This window comes from Pseudomonas sp. HOU2 (assembly GCF_040729435.1).
Lineage (GTDB): Bacteria > Pseudomonadota > Gammaproteobacteria > Pseudomonadales > Pseudomonadaceae > Aquipseudomonas.
The window spans coordinates 2,267,850-2,283,405 of record NZ_CP160398.1 but is presented as its reverse complement, the minus strand read 5'-3'; the positions used below and the strand labels follow the sequence as shown (position 1 = coordinate 2,283,405).

Here is a 15,556-nt window from a genome sequence, read left to right as displayed (position 1 = left end):
ATGAGGCGCATATCCGCGTCGACCTGTTACACCCGCAACGCGTTACCTCGCGCTGGGTGGGAAAGGCCCGCAACACTTGGGACGATCCCAATACTTGCTCAGTCAGTGCTGACGTAGTCGGCGACCACCGTCGCTCATGCTCTGCCGAGAAGTAAACCTATTAAGACCCGCCCCTTTTTTTGTGGACGGTATTCTGGCGTTTTAGAGGTGAACAACGTGGAGCTTTTATCTGGCGGTGAGATGCTCGTCCGCTTCTTGCGTGACGAAGGCGTCAAATATATCTACGGGTACCCGGGCGGTGCTCTCCTTCATGTTTACGATGCCCTGTTCAAAGAACCGGAAGTGACCCACATCCTGGTTCGTCATGAGCAAGCGGCTACTCATATGGCTGACGGCTACGCCCGTGCCACCGGTAAAGCCGGCGTGGTATTGGTGACTTCCGGTCCTGGCGCCACAAACGCCATCACCGGTATCGCCACCGCCTATATGGATTCGATTCCAATGGTGATCATTTCCGGTCAGGTGCCAAGCACCATGGTCGGCACCGACGCGTTCCAGGAAACCGACATGATCGGTATTTCCCGGCCGATCGTGAAGCACAGTTTCATGATCAAGCACGCCTCGGAAATCCCGGAAGTCATGAAGAAAGCGTTCTACCTGGCGCAATCCGGTCGTCCGGGCCCGGTCGTGGTCGATATCCCGAAAGACATGACCAACCCGGCCGAGAAGTTCGAATACGTTTTCCCCAAGAAAGCCAAGCTGCGTTCCTACAGCCCGGCCGTTCGCGGCCACTCCGGGCAAATCCGCAAGGCGGCAGAAATGCTCCTGGCGGCCAAGCGCCCTGTGCTCTATTCCGGTGGTGGGGTGATTCTGGGCAACGGTTCCGCACCGCTGACCGAACTGGCGAAAATGCTCAACCTGCCAGTGACCAACACCTTGATGGGCCTGGGCGGTTTCCCTGGCACCGACCGGCAGTTCATCGGCATGCTCGGTATGCACGGCAGCTACACCGCCAACCTGGCGATGCACCATGCCGACGTGATTCTGGCTGTCGGCGCGCGTTTCGATGACCGTGTGATCAACGGCGCGGCGAAGTTCTGCCCGAACGCCAAGATCATCCACATCGACATCGACCCGGCTTCGATCTCCAAGACCATCAAGGCCGACGTGCCAATCGTTGGCCCGGTGGAGAGCGTCCTGACCGAAATGGTCGCGATCCTCAAGGAAATCGGCGAGACCCCGAACAAGGAGTCCGTCGCCAGTTGGTGGAAGCAAGTCGATGAATGGCGCGGTGATCGCGGCCTGTTCCCTTATGAAAAGGGCGACGGCAGCCTGATCAAGCCGCAGACCGTGATCGAAACCCTGTGCGAAGTGACCAAAGGCGATGCCTTCATCACGTCCGACGTAGGCCAGCACCAGATGTTCGCGGCGCAGTACTACACGTTCAACAAGCCGAACCGCTGGATCAACTCCGGTGGTCTGGGCACCATGGGCTTCGGTTTCCCGGCGGCCATGGGCATCAAGTTGAGCTTCCCGGATGACGACGTTGCCTGCGTCACCGGCGAAGGCAGCATCCAGATGAACATCCAGGAGCTGTCGACCTGCCTGCAATACGGCTTGCCGGTGAAAATCGTCATCCTGAACAACGGTGTTCTGGGGATGGTTCGTCAGTGGCAGGACATGAGCTATGGCAGCCGTCACTCGCACTCTTATATGGAGTCGCTGCCTGACTTCGTCAAACTGGCTGAAGCCTACGGTCACGTCGGCGTGCGCATCACTGATTCGAAAGATTTGAAGTCGAAGATGGAAGAAGCGTTCGCCATGAAAGATCGTCTGGTGGTGATCGATATTTCGGTCGATACCAGCGAGCACGTCTATCCGATGCAGATCAAAGACGGCTCCATGCGCGATATGTGGCTGAGCAAGACGGAGCGTACTTAATCATGCGGCACATTATTTCCCTGCTTCTGGAAAACGAACCCGGCGCTTTGTCTCGCGTAGTCGGCCTGTTCTCGCAGCGCAACTACAACATTGAAAGCCTGACGGTGGCACCAACCGAAGACCCGACCCTGTCGCGTCTGACGCTGACCACTGTTGGCCACGATGAAATCATCGAGCAGATCACCAAAAACCTGAACAAGCTGATCGAAGTGGTCAAGCTGGTGGACCTGTCGGAAAGCGCTCACATCGAGCGCGAGCTGATGCTGGTCAAGGTCAAGGCCACTGGTGCCCAGCGCGCCGAGATCAAACGCACCACCGATATTTACCGTGGACAGATCGTCGATGTCAGCGCCAGCGTGTATACCGTTCAACTGACCGGTACCAGCGACAAGCTCGACAGCTTCATTCAGTCCATCGGCACCGCATCGATTCTGGAAACCGTCCGTAGCGGCGTGACCGGCATTGCCCGCGGCGACAAAGTACTTAGCATCTAAACCAAATTAGCGAATGGCCTGAACGGCCTGGATATATAGGGGAAATTCATGAAAGTTTTCTACGATAAAGACTGCGACCTGTCGATCATCCAGGGCAAGAAAGTTGCCATCATCGGTTACGGTTCCCAGGGCCACGCCCAGGCGTGCAACCTGAAAGACTCCGGTGTCGACGTTACCGTCGGTCTGCGTAAAGGTTCGGCTACCGTTGCCAAAGCCGAAGCCCACGGCCTGAAAGTGACCGACGTGGCCGCCGCTGTTGCCGGCGCCGACCTGGTCATGATCCTGACCCCGGACGAATTCCAGTCCCAGCTGTACAAGAACGAAATCGAGCCGAACATCAAGAAAGGCGCCACCCTGGCCTTCTCCCACGGCTTCGCGATCCACTACAACCAGGTTGTTCCGCGTGCCGACCTCGACGTGATCATGATCGCGCCGAAAGCGCCGGGTCACACCGTGCGTTCCGAGTTCGTGAAGGGCGGTGGTATCCCTGACCTGATCGCGATCTACCAGGACGCCTCGGGCAACGCCAAAAACGTTGCACTGTCCTACGCAGCTGGCGTGGGTGGCGGTCGTACCGGCATCATCGAAACCACCTTCAAGGACGAGACCGAAACCGACCTGTTCGGCGAACAAGCCGTACTGTGCGGCGGTACCGTTGAGCTGGTGAAAGCCGGTTTCGAAACTCTGGTTGAAGCTGGCTACGCGCCGGAAATGGCCTACTTCGAATGCCTGCACGAACTGAAGCTGATCGTTGACCTCATGTACGAAGGCGGTATCGCCAACATGAACTACTCGATCTCCAACAACGCTGAATACGGCGAGTACGTGACCGGCCCGGAAGTGATCAACGCCGAATCCCGTCAGGCCATGCGCAACGCCCTGAAACGAATTCAGGACGGCGAATACGCCAAAATGTTCATCAGCGAAGGTGCAACCGGCTACCCTTCGATGACCGCCAAGCGTCGTAACAATGCCGCCCACGGTATCGAAATCATTGGCGAGCAACTGCGCTCCATGATGCCGTGGATCGGTGCCAACAAGATCGTCGACAAAGCCAAAAACTAAGTCGTCATCCTTGTACGAAAAACGCGGCCTTGGCCGCGTTTTTTCGTTTGAAACCGATGGTTCTGGTATAAAGCTGCATCGTTTGTGGCCGAACCGTCGTCACAGGCACCTGTCGAATTTTTTCCAAACCGTTGCAAGGTAATGTCCATGAGCGAACGTCCCGAAGAGCCGAACCAGGCTTCTGACGCCGAAAGCCTGCTGCCCATCGATGAACATGTCGAGGAAGGGCACGACGCAGAAGGTCGTAAAGTCCGGCATCGTGGTATCTATCTGCTGCCGAATCTGTTCACCACTGCGAACCTGTTTGCAGGGTTTTATTCCATCATCAACTCGATGAGCGCCCAGGCTGCGTTGAGCGCTGGTGACTCTGCGAATGCGAGCAAGTATTTCGCCTTCGCCGCGATCGCAATCTTCGTAGCCATGGTGCTCGACGGTCTCGATGGCCGTGTCGCGCGCATGACCAATACGCAAAGTGCCTTTGGCGCCGAGTATGACTCGCTATCCGACATGGTCGCTTTCGGTGTCGCACCGGCGCTGCTGGCCTTTGGCTGGGCATTGGGCGACATGGGCAAGGTCGGCTGGATGGTTGCCTTCATCTATGTAGCCGGCGCGGCATTGCGTCTGGCGCGTTTCAATACTCAGGTCGGTACGGCTGACAAGCGCTACTTCATCGGTCTGGCCAGCCCGGCAGCTGCCGGCGTGGTCGCGGGTATCGTCTGGGCCTTCAGCGATTACGGCATTCAGGGTTCGAAGATGTCGTTCCTGGTCGCGCTGATGGTGGCGGCTGCCGGCATGCTGATGGTCAGCAACATCAAGTACAACAGCTTCAAGGAGCTGGATCTGAAGGGGCGCGTACCGTTCGTGGCGATCCTCGCCGTGGTTCTGGTGTTCGCCGTAGTGTTCAGTGATCCACCGCGCATTCTGCTGCTGGTGTTCCTCGCTTATGCGGCTTCCGGCCCTGTGCAATACCTGTTGCATCTTCGTCGGCGCAAAAACGTCGAGTGATGTAATTTCCCGCATACTCCGCAGTCTATGGGTGCATCTGTCCTCCAAAGCTGCGGAGTTGCCATGCTGATCAAATTCCCCAAAGCGTCCGACTGCCATGAGTCGGATGTCACGCCTGAATCCATTTATCTTTCCCGTCGACAGTTGCTCGGAGCTACCGCGGCCGGTATCGCCGTGAGCAGCCTGCCGCGTTTGGCTACTGCAGAAGATGCGGTGCGCTATGCCGATGTTGAGCCGGGCAAGGCGCCTGCCTGGTTTGCCGAGAAACTCCCTTCTATCAAGTGGGGCGCAGTCAACGTCAAGGATGAGGCGATCACGCCTTATAAAGACGCGACTCATTACAACAACTTCTATGAGTTCGGCACCGACAAGGGCGATCCGGCGGCCAATGCCGGTTCGCTGAAAACCGAACCGTGGAGCGTTGTCGTCGATGGGGAGGTGGGTAAGCCCGGGCGTTACGCGCTGGAAGACTTCATGAAGCCGTACCAGTTGGAGGAGCGTATCTATCGCCTTCGCTGTGTTGAGGCGTGGTCGATGGTCATCCCGTGGATCGGTTTTCCGATTTCTGCGTTGCTCAAGCAGGTCGAGCCGACCTCCAAGGCCAAATACATTCGCTTCGAAACCCTGCAGGATCCCAAGAGCATGCCAGGGCAGCGCTCAGGTTTTGCCCTGATCGATTGGCCGTATGTAGAAGGCTTGCGTCTGGACGAGGCGATGAATCCCTTGGCGATTCTGGCGGTTGGCATGTATGGACGCGAATTGCCGAATCAGAACGGTGCGCCGCTGCGCCTGGTGGTGCCGTGGAAGTATGGCTTCAAAAGTGTGAAGTCCATTGTGCGGATCAGTCTGGTCAGTGAGCAGCCCAAGACCACCTGGCAGAGCATCGCGGCAGATGAATACGGGTTTTATGCCAATGTGAATCCGACGGTCGATCATCCGCGCTGGACTCAGGCGCGGGAACGGCGTCTGCCGAATAGCCTGTTCAAGCCGAATGTGCGTGATACGCAGATGTTCAACGGCTACGCGGATGAAGTTGCTTCCTTATATACAGGGCTCGATCTGCGGAAGAACTACTGATGCGATATCCGTTCTGGCGTGTAGGCGTTTTTATCGCTGCGGCGATTTGGCCATTGCTTTGGTTTTATCAGGCGTTTGCCGATTTGCTCGGCCCGGATCCGGGCAAGGTGCTGGTTGATCGGTTGGGGCTGGGGACGCTGGTATTGCTGTTGATCACATTGAGCATGACGCCGTTGCAGAAATTGACGGGGTGGGCGGGGTGGATTGCTGTGCGCCGTCAGTTGGGACTCTGGTGTTTTGCTTATGTGGTTCTGCACCTGTTCAGCTATATGGCGTTCATCCTTGGTTTCGACTGGTCGCAGTTGGGTGTGGAGTTGCGTAAGCGGCCATACATTATTGTCGGTACGCTGGGCTTTCTCGGTCTGTTGGCGTTGGCAGTAACGTCCAATCGCTACAGTCAGCGCCGTTTGGGTGTGCGCTGGAAGAAACTGCATCGGTTGGTGTACGTGATTCTGGGGTTGGGATTGCTGCATATGCTGTGGATCGTGCGTGCGGATCTCAAGGAGTGGGCGATCTACGCCTTTATAGGTGCAGTGCTGTTGCTGCTGCGTGTGCCTGCCGTCGCGCGTCGCATCCCGCGTTTGCTGACTAAAAAGCAGGTTTTGCAATAAAACTGAAATTAACGGTTGACGGCAGATTCAGGAGGTCTATAATTCGCCCCACTTCCGGCGCAGTCGAAACGGAAAACTCCTTGAGATTCAATGAGTTACGCAGCTTTCGACAGCGGCTTGCTTCAGTTCATCGAGGCCTGGAAGGAGTTGAAAGGGCGGTGATGTTTAGCTCTTTTGACGGTTCGATCTTCTCGGTCGAAAGCGGAGAAAAAGAGGTGTTGACAGCAGCGTGTAACGCTGTAGAATTCGCCTCCCGCTAACGAGAGATCGGAAGCGCAAGTGGTTGAAGTTGTTGAAGAAATCTTCGAAAACTTCTGAAAATAATCACTTGACAGCAAATGAGGCTGCTGTAGAATGCGCGCCTCGGTTGAGACGAAAGATCTTAACCAACCGCTCTTTAACAACTGAATCAAGCAATTCGTGTGGGTGCTTGTGGAGTCAGACTGATAGTCAACAAGATTATCAGCATCACAAGTTACTCCGCGAGAAATCAAAGATGTAACCAACGATTGCTGAGCCAAGTTTAGGGTTTCTTAAAAACCCAAAGATGTTTGAACTGAAGAGTTTGATCATGGCTCAGATTGAACGCTGGCGGCAGGCCTAACACATGCAAGTCGAGCGGATGAAAGGAGCTTGCTCCTGGATTCAGCGGCGGACGGGTGAGTAATGCCTAGGAATCTGCCTGGTAGTGGGGGACAACGTTTCGAAAGGAACGCTAATACCGCATACGTCCTACGGGAGAAAGCAGGGGACCTTCGGGCCTTGCGCTATCAGATGAGCCTAGGTCGGATTAGCTAGTTGGTGAGGTAATGGCTCACCAAGGCGACGATCCGTAACTGGTCTGAGAGGATGATCAGTCACACTGGAACTGAGACACGGTCCAGACTCCTACGGGAGGCAGCAGTGGGGAATATTGGACAATGGGCGAAAGCCTGATCCAGCCATGCCGCGTGTGTGAAGAAGGTCTTCGGATTGTAAAGCACTTTAAGTTGGGAGGAAGGGTTGTAGATTAATACTCTGCAATTTTGACGTTACCGACAGAATAAGCACCGGCTAACTCTGTGCCAGCAGCCGCGGTAATACAGAGGGTGCAAGCGTTAATCGGAATTACTGGGCGTAAAGCGCGCGTAGGTGGTTTGTTAAGTTGGATGTGAAATCCCCGGGCTCAACCTGGGAACTGCATCCAAAACTGGCAAGCTAGAGTATGGTAGAGGGTGGTGGAATTTCCTGTGTAGCGGTGAAATGCGTAGATATAGGAAGGAACACCAGTGGCGAAGGCGACCACCTGGACTGATACTGACACTGAGGTGCGAAAGCGTGGGGAGCAAACAGGATTAGATACCCTGGTAGTCCACGCCGTAAACGATGTCAACTAGCCGTTGGGAGCCTTGAGCTCTTAGTGGCGCAGCTAACGCATTAAGTTGACCGCCTGGGGAGTACGGCCGCAAGGTTAAAACTCAAATGAATTGACGGGGGCCCGCACAAGCGGTGGAGCATGTGGTTTAATTCGAAGCAACGCGAAGAACCTTACCAGGCCTTGACATCCAATGAACTTTCCAGAGATGGATTGGTGCCTTCGGGAACATTGAGACAGGTGCTGCATGGCTGTCGTCAGCTCGTGTCGTGAGATGTTGGGTTAAGTCCCGTAACGAGCGCAACCCTTGTCCTTAGTTACCAGCACGTAATGGTGGGCACTCTAAGGAGACTGCCGGTGACAAACCGGAGGAAGGTGGGGATGACGTCAAGTCATCATGGCCCTTACGGCCTGGGCTACACACGTGCTACAATGGTCGGTACAGAGGGTTGCCAAGCCGCGAGGTGGAGCTAATCCCACAAAACCGATCGTAGTCCGGATCGCAGTCTGCAACTCGACTGCGTGAAGTCGGAATCGCTAGTAATCGCGAATCAGAATGTCGCGGTGAATACGTTCCCGGGCCTTGTACACACCGCCCGTCACACCATGGGAGTGGGTTGCACCAGAAGTAGCTAGTCTAACCTTCGGGAGGACGGTTACCACGGTGTGATTCATGACTGGGGTGAAGTCGTAACAAGGTAGCCGTAGGGGAACCTGCGGCTGGATCACCTCCTTAATCGACGACGTCAGCTGCTCCATAAGTTCCCACACGAATTGCTTGATTCATTGAAGAAGACGGAATTTAAGCGAGAGCTTGGAAATGAATATTCGTTGATGAATATTGATTTCTAGTCTTTTGATTAGATCGTTCTTTAAAAATTTGGGTATGTGATAGAAAGATAGACTGGATAGCACTTTCACTGGTGTTGTTCAGGCTAAGGTAAAATTTGTGAGTGACTCTTAAGAGTTTTGCGAATTTTCGGCGAATGTCGTCTTCACAGTATAACCAGATTGCTTGGGGTTATATGGTCAAGTGAAGAAGCGCATACGGTGGATGCCTTGGCAGTCAGAGGCGATGAAAGACGTGGTAGCCTGCGAAAAGCTTCGGGGAGTCGGCAAACAGACTTTGATCCGGAGATGTCTGAATGGGGGAACCCAGCCATCACAAGATGGTTATCTTGTACTGAATACATAGGTGCAAGAGGCGAACCAGGGGAACTGAAACATCTAAGTACCCTGAGGAAAAGAAATCAACCGAGATTCCCTTAGTAGTGGCGAGCGAACGGGGACTAGCCCTTAAGTGGCTTTGAGATTAGCGGAACGCTCTGGAAAGTGCGGCCATAGTGGGTGATAGCCCTGTACGCGAAAGTCTCTTAGTCATGAAATCGAGTAGGACGGAGCACGAGAAACTTTGTCTGAATATGGGGGGACCATCCTCCAAGGCTAAATACTACTGACTGACCGATAGTGAACTAGTACCGTGAGGGAAAGGCGAAAAGAACCCCGGAGAGGGGAGTGAAATAGATCCTGAAACCGTATGCGTACAAGCAGTGGGAGCCCACTTTGTTGGGTGACTGCGTACCTTTTGTATAATGGGTCAGCGACTTATTTTCAGTGGCGAGCTTAACCGAATAGGGGAGGCGTAGCGAAAGCGAGTCTTAATAGGGCGTCTAGTCGCTGGGAATAGACCCGAAACCGGGCGATCTATCCATGGGCAGGTTGAAGGTTAGGTAACACTGACTGGAGGACCGAACCGACTACCGTTGAAAAGTTAGCGGATGACCTGTGGATCGGAGTGAAAGGCTAATCAAGCTCGGAGATAGCTGGTTCTCCTCGAAAGCTATTTAGGTAGCGCCTCATGTATCACTGTAGGGGGTAGAGCACTGTTTCGGCTAGGGGGTCATCCCGACTTACCAAACCGATGCAAACTCCGAATACCTACAAGTGCCGAGCATGGGAGACACACGGCGGGTGCTAACGTCCGTCGTGAAAAGGGAAACAACCCAGACCGTCAGCTAAGGTCCCAAAGTTATGGTTAAGTGGGAAACGATGTGGGAAGGCTTAGACAGCTAGGAGGTTGGCTTAGAAGCAGCCACCCTTTAAAGAAAGCGTAATAGCTCACTAGTCGAGTCGGCCTGCGCGGAAGATGTAACGGGGCTCAAACCATACACCGAAGCTACGGGTATCACGCAAGTGATGCGGTAGAGGAGCGTTCTGTAAGCCTGTGAAGGTGAGTTGAGAAGCTTGCTGGAGGTATCAGAAGTGCGAATGCTGACATGAGTAACGACAATGGGTGTGAAAAACACCCACGCCGAAAGACCAAGGTTTCCTGCGCAACGTTAATCGACGCAGGGTTAGTCGGTCCCTAAGGCGAGGCTGAAAAGCGTAGTCGATGGAAAACAGGTTAATATTCCTGTACTTCTGGTTATTGCGATGGAGGGACGGAGAAGGCTAGGCCAGCTTGGCGTTGGTTGTCCAAGTTTAAGGTGGTAGGCTGAGATCTTAGGTAAATCCGGGATCTTAAGGCCGAGAGCTGATGACGAGTTACCCTTTGGGTGACGAAGTGGTTGATGCCATGCTTCCAAGAAAAGCTTCTAAGCTTCAGATAACCAGGAACCGTACCCCAAACCGACACAGGTGGTTGGGTAGAGAATACCAAGGCGCTTGAGAGAACTCGGGTGAAGGAACTAGGCAAAATGGCACCGTAACTTCGGGAGAAGGTGCGCCGGTGAGGGTGAAGGACTTGCTCCGTAAGCTCATGCCGGTCGAAGATACCAGGCCGCTGCGACTGTTTATTAAAAACACAGCACTCTGCAAACACGAAAGTGGACGTATAGGGTGTGACGCCTGCCCGGTGCCGGAAGGTTAATTGATGGGGTTAGCTAACGCGAAGCTCTTGATCGAAGCCCCGGTAAACGGCGGCCGTAACTATAACGGTCCTAAGGTAGCGAAATTCCTTGTCGGGTAAGTTCCGACCTGCACGAATGGCGTAACGATGGCGGCGCTGTCTCCACCCGAGACTCAGTGAAATTGAAATCGCTGTGAAGATGCAGTGTATCCGCGGCTAGACGGAAAGACCCCGTGAACCTTTACTATAGCTTTGCACTGGACTTTGAATTTGCTTGTGTAGGATAGGTGGGAGGCTTTGAAGCGTGGACGCCAGTTCGCGTGGAGCCATCCTTGAAATACCACCCTGGCAACTTTGAGGTTCTAACTCAGGTCCGTTATCCGGATCGAGGACAGTGTATGGTGGGTAGTTTGACTGGGGCGGTCTCCTCCTAAAGAGTAACGGAGGAGTACGAAGGTGCGCTCAGACCGGTCGGAAATCGGTCGTAGAGTATAAAGGCAAAAGCGCGCTTGACTGCGAGACAGACACGTCGAGCAGGTACGAAAGTAGGTCTTAGTGATCCGGTGGTTCTGTATGGAAGGGCCATCGCTCAACGGATAAAAGGTACTCCGGGGATAACAGGCTGATACCGCCCAAGAGTTCATATCGACGGCGGTGTTTGGCACCTCGATGTCGGCTCATCACATCCTGGGGCTGAAGCCGGTCCCAAGGGTATGGCTGTTCGCCATTTAAAGTGGTACGCGAGCTGGGTTTAGAACGTCGTGAGACAGTTCGGTCCCTATCTGCCGTGGACGTTTGAGATTTGAGAGGGGCTGCTCCTAGTACGAGAGGACCGGAGTGGACGAACCTCTGGTGTTCCGGTTGTCACGCCAGTGGCATTGCCGGGTAGCTATGTTCGGGAAAGATAACCGCTGAAAGCATCTAAGCGGGAAACTTGCCTCAAGATGAGATCTCACTGGAACCTTGAGTTCCCTGAAGGGCCGTCGAAGACTACGACGTTGATAGGTTGGGTGTGTAAGCGCTGTGAGGCGTTGAGCTAACCAATACTAATTGCCCGTGAGGCTTGACCATATAACACCCAAGCAATCTGCATGCTCGAGAGAGACCAGATTGCGGTGTGTGAAGACGCAATGAACCGAAAGTTCGCGCTGCTCACAAACACCTGTATCACATACCCGATTTGCTGAAGCGAGGCCAACCGGCCGCGAGTCAGTACCCGAATTTCTTGACGACCATAGAGCGTTGGAACCACCTGATCCCATCCCGAACTCAGAAGTGAAACGATGCATCGCCGATGGTAGTGTGGGGTTTCCCCATGTGAGAGTAGGTCATCGTCAAGATTAAATTCCGAAACCCCAATTGCGAAAGCAGTTGGGGTTTTGTTTTGCCCGCAGGAAAGTATTTTTGCTTAGCCAGCGAACAATTTTGCACAGTTATTTTCGAATCAGAACACTAGAATAACCCCCATCTTTTTCGGAGCCAGAGCCTTTATGTCAGATCCGGTTGACGCCCAAGGGCTGTCAGATTTACCGCTGGAAGACTTGGTGGCCTGTCATGAGTGCGACTTGCTGATGCGCAAGCCCGAGCTTGCCTATGGCGAGAAAGCGCTCTGCCCGCGCTGCGGTTACGAGTTGTACGCCCATCGCCATAATGTGGTGCAGCGCAGCCTTGCCTTGGTGATCGCAGCATTATTGCTGTATATCCCGGCAAACTTTTTACCCATCATGCAACTCAATATCCTCGGACAATCTTCGCAGGATACGGTCTGGAGCGGCGTGCTCGGCTTGTTCAATACGGACATGCAGGGCGTTTCGATCGTCGTATTCCTGTGCAGTATGGCCATTCCGTTGCTGAAGTTGCTGTGCCAGTTATTCGTTTTGCTGACGATCCGTTTCAACATCGGCCGCAGTTACGGCTTGCTGCTCTACCGCATTTATCACCACCTCAAAGACTGGGGCATGCTCGAGGTCTACCTCATGGGCGTCCTCGTGGCGATCGTCAAACTGGCGGACATGGCGGCCATCACCGTCGGCCTCGGTCTGGCGTGTTTCATCGGTTTGTTGTTGGTCCAGGTCTGGCTGGAAGTGGTGATGTCACCGCACCAGATCTGGCAGGCATTATCAGGAGAGGATGCCCATGCGGGCGATTGATGCGGGCATTCTGATCTGTACCGAATGCCATGAATTGAACAGACAGGATGCGGACACCGACGAGCAGACCTGCACGCGCTGCGGCGCGCTGGTTCACGCTCGCCGGCCCAACAGCCTGGTCCGAACCTGGGCCCTGCTGATCACTGCTGCGATCATCTATATTCCGGCCAATGTGTTGCCGATCATGACGGTCAGCTCGCTGGGTCAGGGCGACCCTAGCACCATCATGTCCGGCGTGATCCAGTTGGTGCAGCACGGCATGATCCCGATTGCCGCCGTGGTGTTCATCGCCAGTATTCTGGTGCCGACCTTCAAGCTTGTAGGCATCGCGTTGTTGCTGTTTTCGGTGCAGCGACGCCAGCCATTGTCTGCACGGCAGCGGATCTGGATGTACCGCTTCATCGAGTTCATCGGTCGCTGGTCGATGCTCGATATCTTTGTGATCGCCATTCTGGTGGCGGTCGTCAACTTCGGCCGGCTTGCCAGTGTCGAAGCCAACCTTGGCGCCATCGCCTTCGCCAGTGTGGTGATTCTGACGATGCTTGCCGCAGTAACTTTCGATCCCCGACTGATTTGGGATAACACGGAGTCGGACGACGACCATGACTGATTTGCCTGTAGCGAAAACCCGACCGGCCTCCAACTGGTCTGCCATTTGGGTACTGCCTCTGATTGCCCTGATCATCGGCGGCTGGCTCGGCTGGCGTGCCTATAACGAAACCGGCATCGAGATTCAGGTGCGTTTCGAAAGCGGTGAAGGCATCCAGGCCAACAAGACCGAAGTGGTCTACAAGGGCATGCCGGTGGGTAAGGTGAAGACGCTCAAACTGGATGACGAGGGCAACTCCAAAGGGGTAATTGCCACCGTCGAAATGAACAAGGACGTCGAGCAATACCTCAAGACCAGCACGCGTTTCTGGCTGGTGAAACCGAGCGTGACCCTGGCCGGCATTACCGGTCTGGAAACCCTGGTTTCAGGTAATTACGTGGCCATCAGTCCCGGTGAAGGCGAGCCGACCCGCAAGTTCAAGGCACTCGCCGAAGAGCCGCCGCTGTCGGACTCCAAGCCCGGCCTGCACCTGACCATCAAGGCCGATCGTCTCGGTTCGCTGAACCGCGGCAGTCCGGTGTTCTACAAGCAGATCAAGGTCGGTCAGATCAAAAGCTACGTGCTGTCTGAAGACCAGAGCACCGTTGAGCTCAAAGTGTTCATCGAGCCGACCTACGCCAAACTGGTGCGCAAACACACACGTTTCTGGAATGCCAGCGGCATCAGCATCGACGCCAACCTGTCCGGGGTAAAGGTACGCAGCGAGTCTCTGGCGAGCATCGTCGCCGGCGGTATCGCCTTCGCCACACCGGAGAATCGCAAGGACAGTCCACCCACTGATCCAAGCCTGCCGTTCCGCCTGTATGAGGACTTCGACGCCGCCGCTGCCGGCATCCGGGTCAAGGTCAAACTCAGTGACTTCGAAGGCCTGCAGGCCGGCCGTACGCCGGTGATGTACAAGGGCATTCAGGTCGGCAACATGAAAGCGTTGAAAATCGATCCGGATCTGAATAGCGCCACGGCCGAGCTGACGCTGGATCCTCTGGCGGAAGACTATCTGGTCGAAGGCACGCAGTTCTGGGTGGTCAAACCGTCGATTTCCCTGGCCGGTATCACCGGGCTCGAAGCGTTGGTCAAAGGTAACTACATCGCCGTGCGTCCGGGCGACAAAGGTGCCGCGCCGAAACGCGAGTTCGAGGCGCGGCCAAAAGCGCCGCCGCTGGATCTGCGTTCGCCGGGTCTGCACCTGGTGCTGTTCACCGATGTTCTCGGTTCGATCGAAGTCGGCAGTCCGATTCTGTACAAGCAGGTCAAGGTCGGTTCGGTTCAGAGCTATCAGTTCTCCAAGACCAAAAAACAAATCGTCATTGGCGTGCATATCGAGAAGGAATACGAAAACCTGGTCAACGCGTCGACACGCTTCTGGAACGTCAGCGGCATCACCCTCACCGGTGGTCTGACGGGCGGGATTCAGGTCAAGAGCGAGTCGTTGCAGACGTTGATGGCCGGCGGCATTGCCTTCGAAACACCGCAAGCCAAAGCGCCGCTGCAGAAGCGTATTCCACGCTTCCGGCTGTTCGCCAACCATGACGAGGCCAACCAGAAAGGCACTTTAGTCACGATCAAGGTCGACCGCGCCGATGGTTTGCGTCCGGGCACGCCGATTCGTTTCAAAGGCCTGGATGTCGGCAAGATTGAAGACGTCGATCTGACCGACGATCTGCAAGCCGTGATGATTACCGCGCGGATCACCGAAGTGCCGGAGCGCATTGCGCGGGTCGGCAGTCAGTTCTGGGTGGTCAAGCCAGAGTTGGGACTGATCAAGACGCAGAACCTGGAAACCCTGGTTACCGGGCAGTATGTGGAAGTGCAGCCGGCGGCAAAAAACCTCGGCCCGCAGAAGAACTTCGTTGCGCTGGCCAGTCCGCCGGAAGTCGCCAAACAGGAAGCCGGTTTGAGTCTGGTGTTGAGCGCTGCGCGCCGTGGCTCACTGAAACCGGGCGTACCCGTGACCTACCGAGAAATCACTGTGGGCAAAGTCACGGGCTATGAGCTGGGTCAGACCGCAGATCGCGTCTTGGTGCACATTCTGATCGAGCCGAAGTACGCGCCGCTGGTGCGCAGCGGCAGCCGATTCTGGAACACCAGCGGTGTCGGTTTCGACATCGGCTTGTTCAATGGTCTGACGGTGCGCACGGAGTCGCTGGAGACGGCGATTCAGGGTGGCATCGCCTTCGCCACGCCGGACGGTGAGCGCATGGGCAACCCGGCACGACCTGAGCAGACGTTCCCGCTGTTCGACAAGTTCGAGGATGAGTGGCTGACCTGGGCGCCGAAGATTTCGCTCGGTAAGTAATCCGGAATTGATGTGGCGTCTGGGAGGACGCCTTCGCTGGCAAGCCAGCTCCCACAGGGTTTTATGTCGTATACAGAATTTGTGTTTAGCGCAAAAACCTGTGGG

The 15,556-nt window shown here is 55.2% G+C and carries 9 protein-coding genes and 3 rRNA genes; all 12 read left to right on the top strand.

The features are described from left to right. Positions 1-216 precede the first annotated feature (216 nt). The 12 genes from ABV589_RS10205 (at position 217) to ABV589_RS10150 (ending at position 15,451) form a co-directional block, all read left to right on the top strand. Positions 217-1,941: an acetolactate synthase 3 large subunit gene (locus ABV589_RS10205; RefSeq protein ID WP_007963927.1), complete on the top strand. Its 1,725-nt coding sequence runs from the start codon at positions 217-219 to the stop codon at positions 1,939-1,941. 2 nt (positions 1,942-1,943) lie between these two features. Continuing rightward, a complete protein-coding gene (gene ilvN / locus ABV589_RS10200; RefSeq protein WP_003205610.1) occupies positions 1,944-2,435 on the top strand; it encodes an acetolactate synthase small subunit in 492 nt (163 codons plus the stop codon). 48 nt (positions 2,436-2,483) lie between these two features. After that, positions 2,484-3,500, top strand: coding sequence for a ketol-acid reductoisomerase (gene ilvC / locus ABV589_RS10195; protein WP_007959661.1), 1,017 nt, complete (start codon positions 2,484-2,486; stop codon positions 3,498-3,500). A 147-nt stretch (positions 3,501-3,647) separates the two neighbouring features. Beyond that, the gene (gene pssA, locus ABV589_RS10190; RefSeq protein WP_007963928.1) at positions 3,648-4,505 is read left to right on the top strand and encodes a CDP-diacylglycerol--serine O-phosphatidyltransferase; all 858 of its coding nucleotides are present in this window, start codon (positions 3,648-3,650) and stop codon (positions 4,503-4,505) included. Between the two features lie 63 nt (positions 4,506-4,568). After that, positions 4,569-5,582 (top strand): protein-methionine-sulfoxide reductase catalytic subunit MsrP, encoded by a 1,014-nt coding sequence (gene msrP, locus ABV589_RS10185; RefSeq protein WP_367085734.1) that lies wholly within the window; start codon positions 4,569-4,571, stop codon positions 5,580-5,582. After that, entirely contained in the window at positions 5,582-6,193 is a 612-nt protein-coding gene (msrQ, locus tag ABV589_RS10180) for a protein-methionine-sulfoxide reductase heme-binding subunit MsrQ (RefSeq protein ID WP_367085733.1), read from the top strand. Before msrP ends, msrQ begins: the two co-directional genes overlap by 1 nt. Positions 6,194-6,746: 553 nt before the next feature. Continuing rightward, positions 6,747-8,283: ribosomal RNA gene (locus ABV589_RS10175) — 16S ribosomal RNA — on the top strand. A gap of 291 nt (positions 8,284-8,574) precedes the next feature. After that, positions 8,575-11,466: ribosomal RNA gene (locus ABV589_RS10170) — 23S ribosomal RNA — on the top strand. A gap of 153 nt (positions 11,467-11,619) precedes the next feature. Continuing rightward, positions 11,620-11,735, top strand: a 5S ribosomal RNA gene (rrf, locus tag ABV589_RS10165). The 16S, 23S and 5S rRNA genes sit together here, the layout of an rRNA operon. A gap of 150 nt (positions 11,736-11,885) precedes the next feature. Then, a complete protein-coding gene (locus ABV589_RS10160; RefSeq protein ID WP_367085732.1) occupies positions 11,886-12,545 on the top strand; it encodes a paraquat-inducible protein A in 660 nt (219 codons plus the stop codon). Further along, positions 12,532-13,155 (top strand): paraquat-inducible protein A, encoded by a 624-nt coding sequence (locus ABV589_RS10155; protein ID WP_103368571.1) that lies wholly within the window; start codon positions 12,532-12,534, stop codon positions 13,153-13,155. Before ABV589_RS10160 ends, ABV589_RS10155 begins: the two co-directional genes overlap by 14 nt. Further along, positions 13,148-15,451, top strand: coding sequence for an MlaD family protein (locus ABV589_RS10150; protein ID WP_367085731.1), 2,304 nt, complete (start codon positions 13,148-13,150; stop codon positions 15,449-15,451). The genes ABV589_RS10155 and ABV589_RS10150 overlap by 8 nt, the downstream gene beginning before the upstream one ends. Positions 15,452-15,556: the final 105 nt, after the last annotated feature.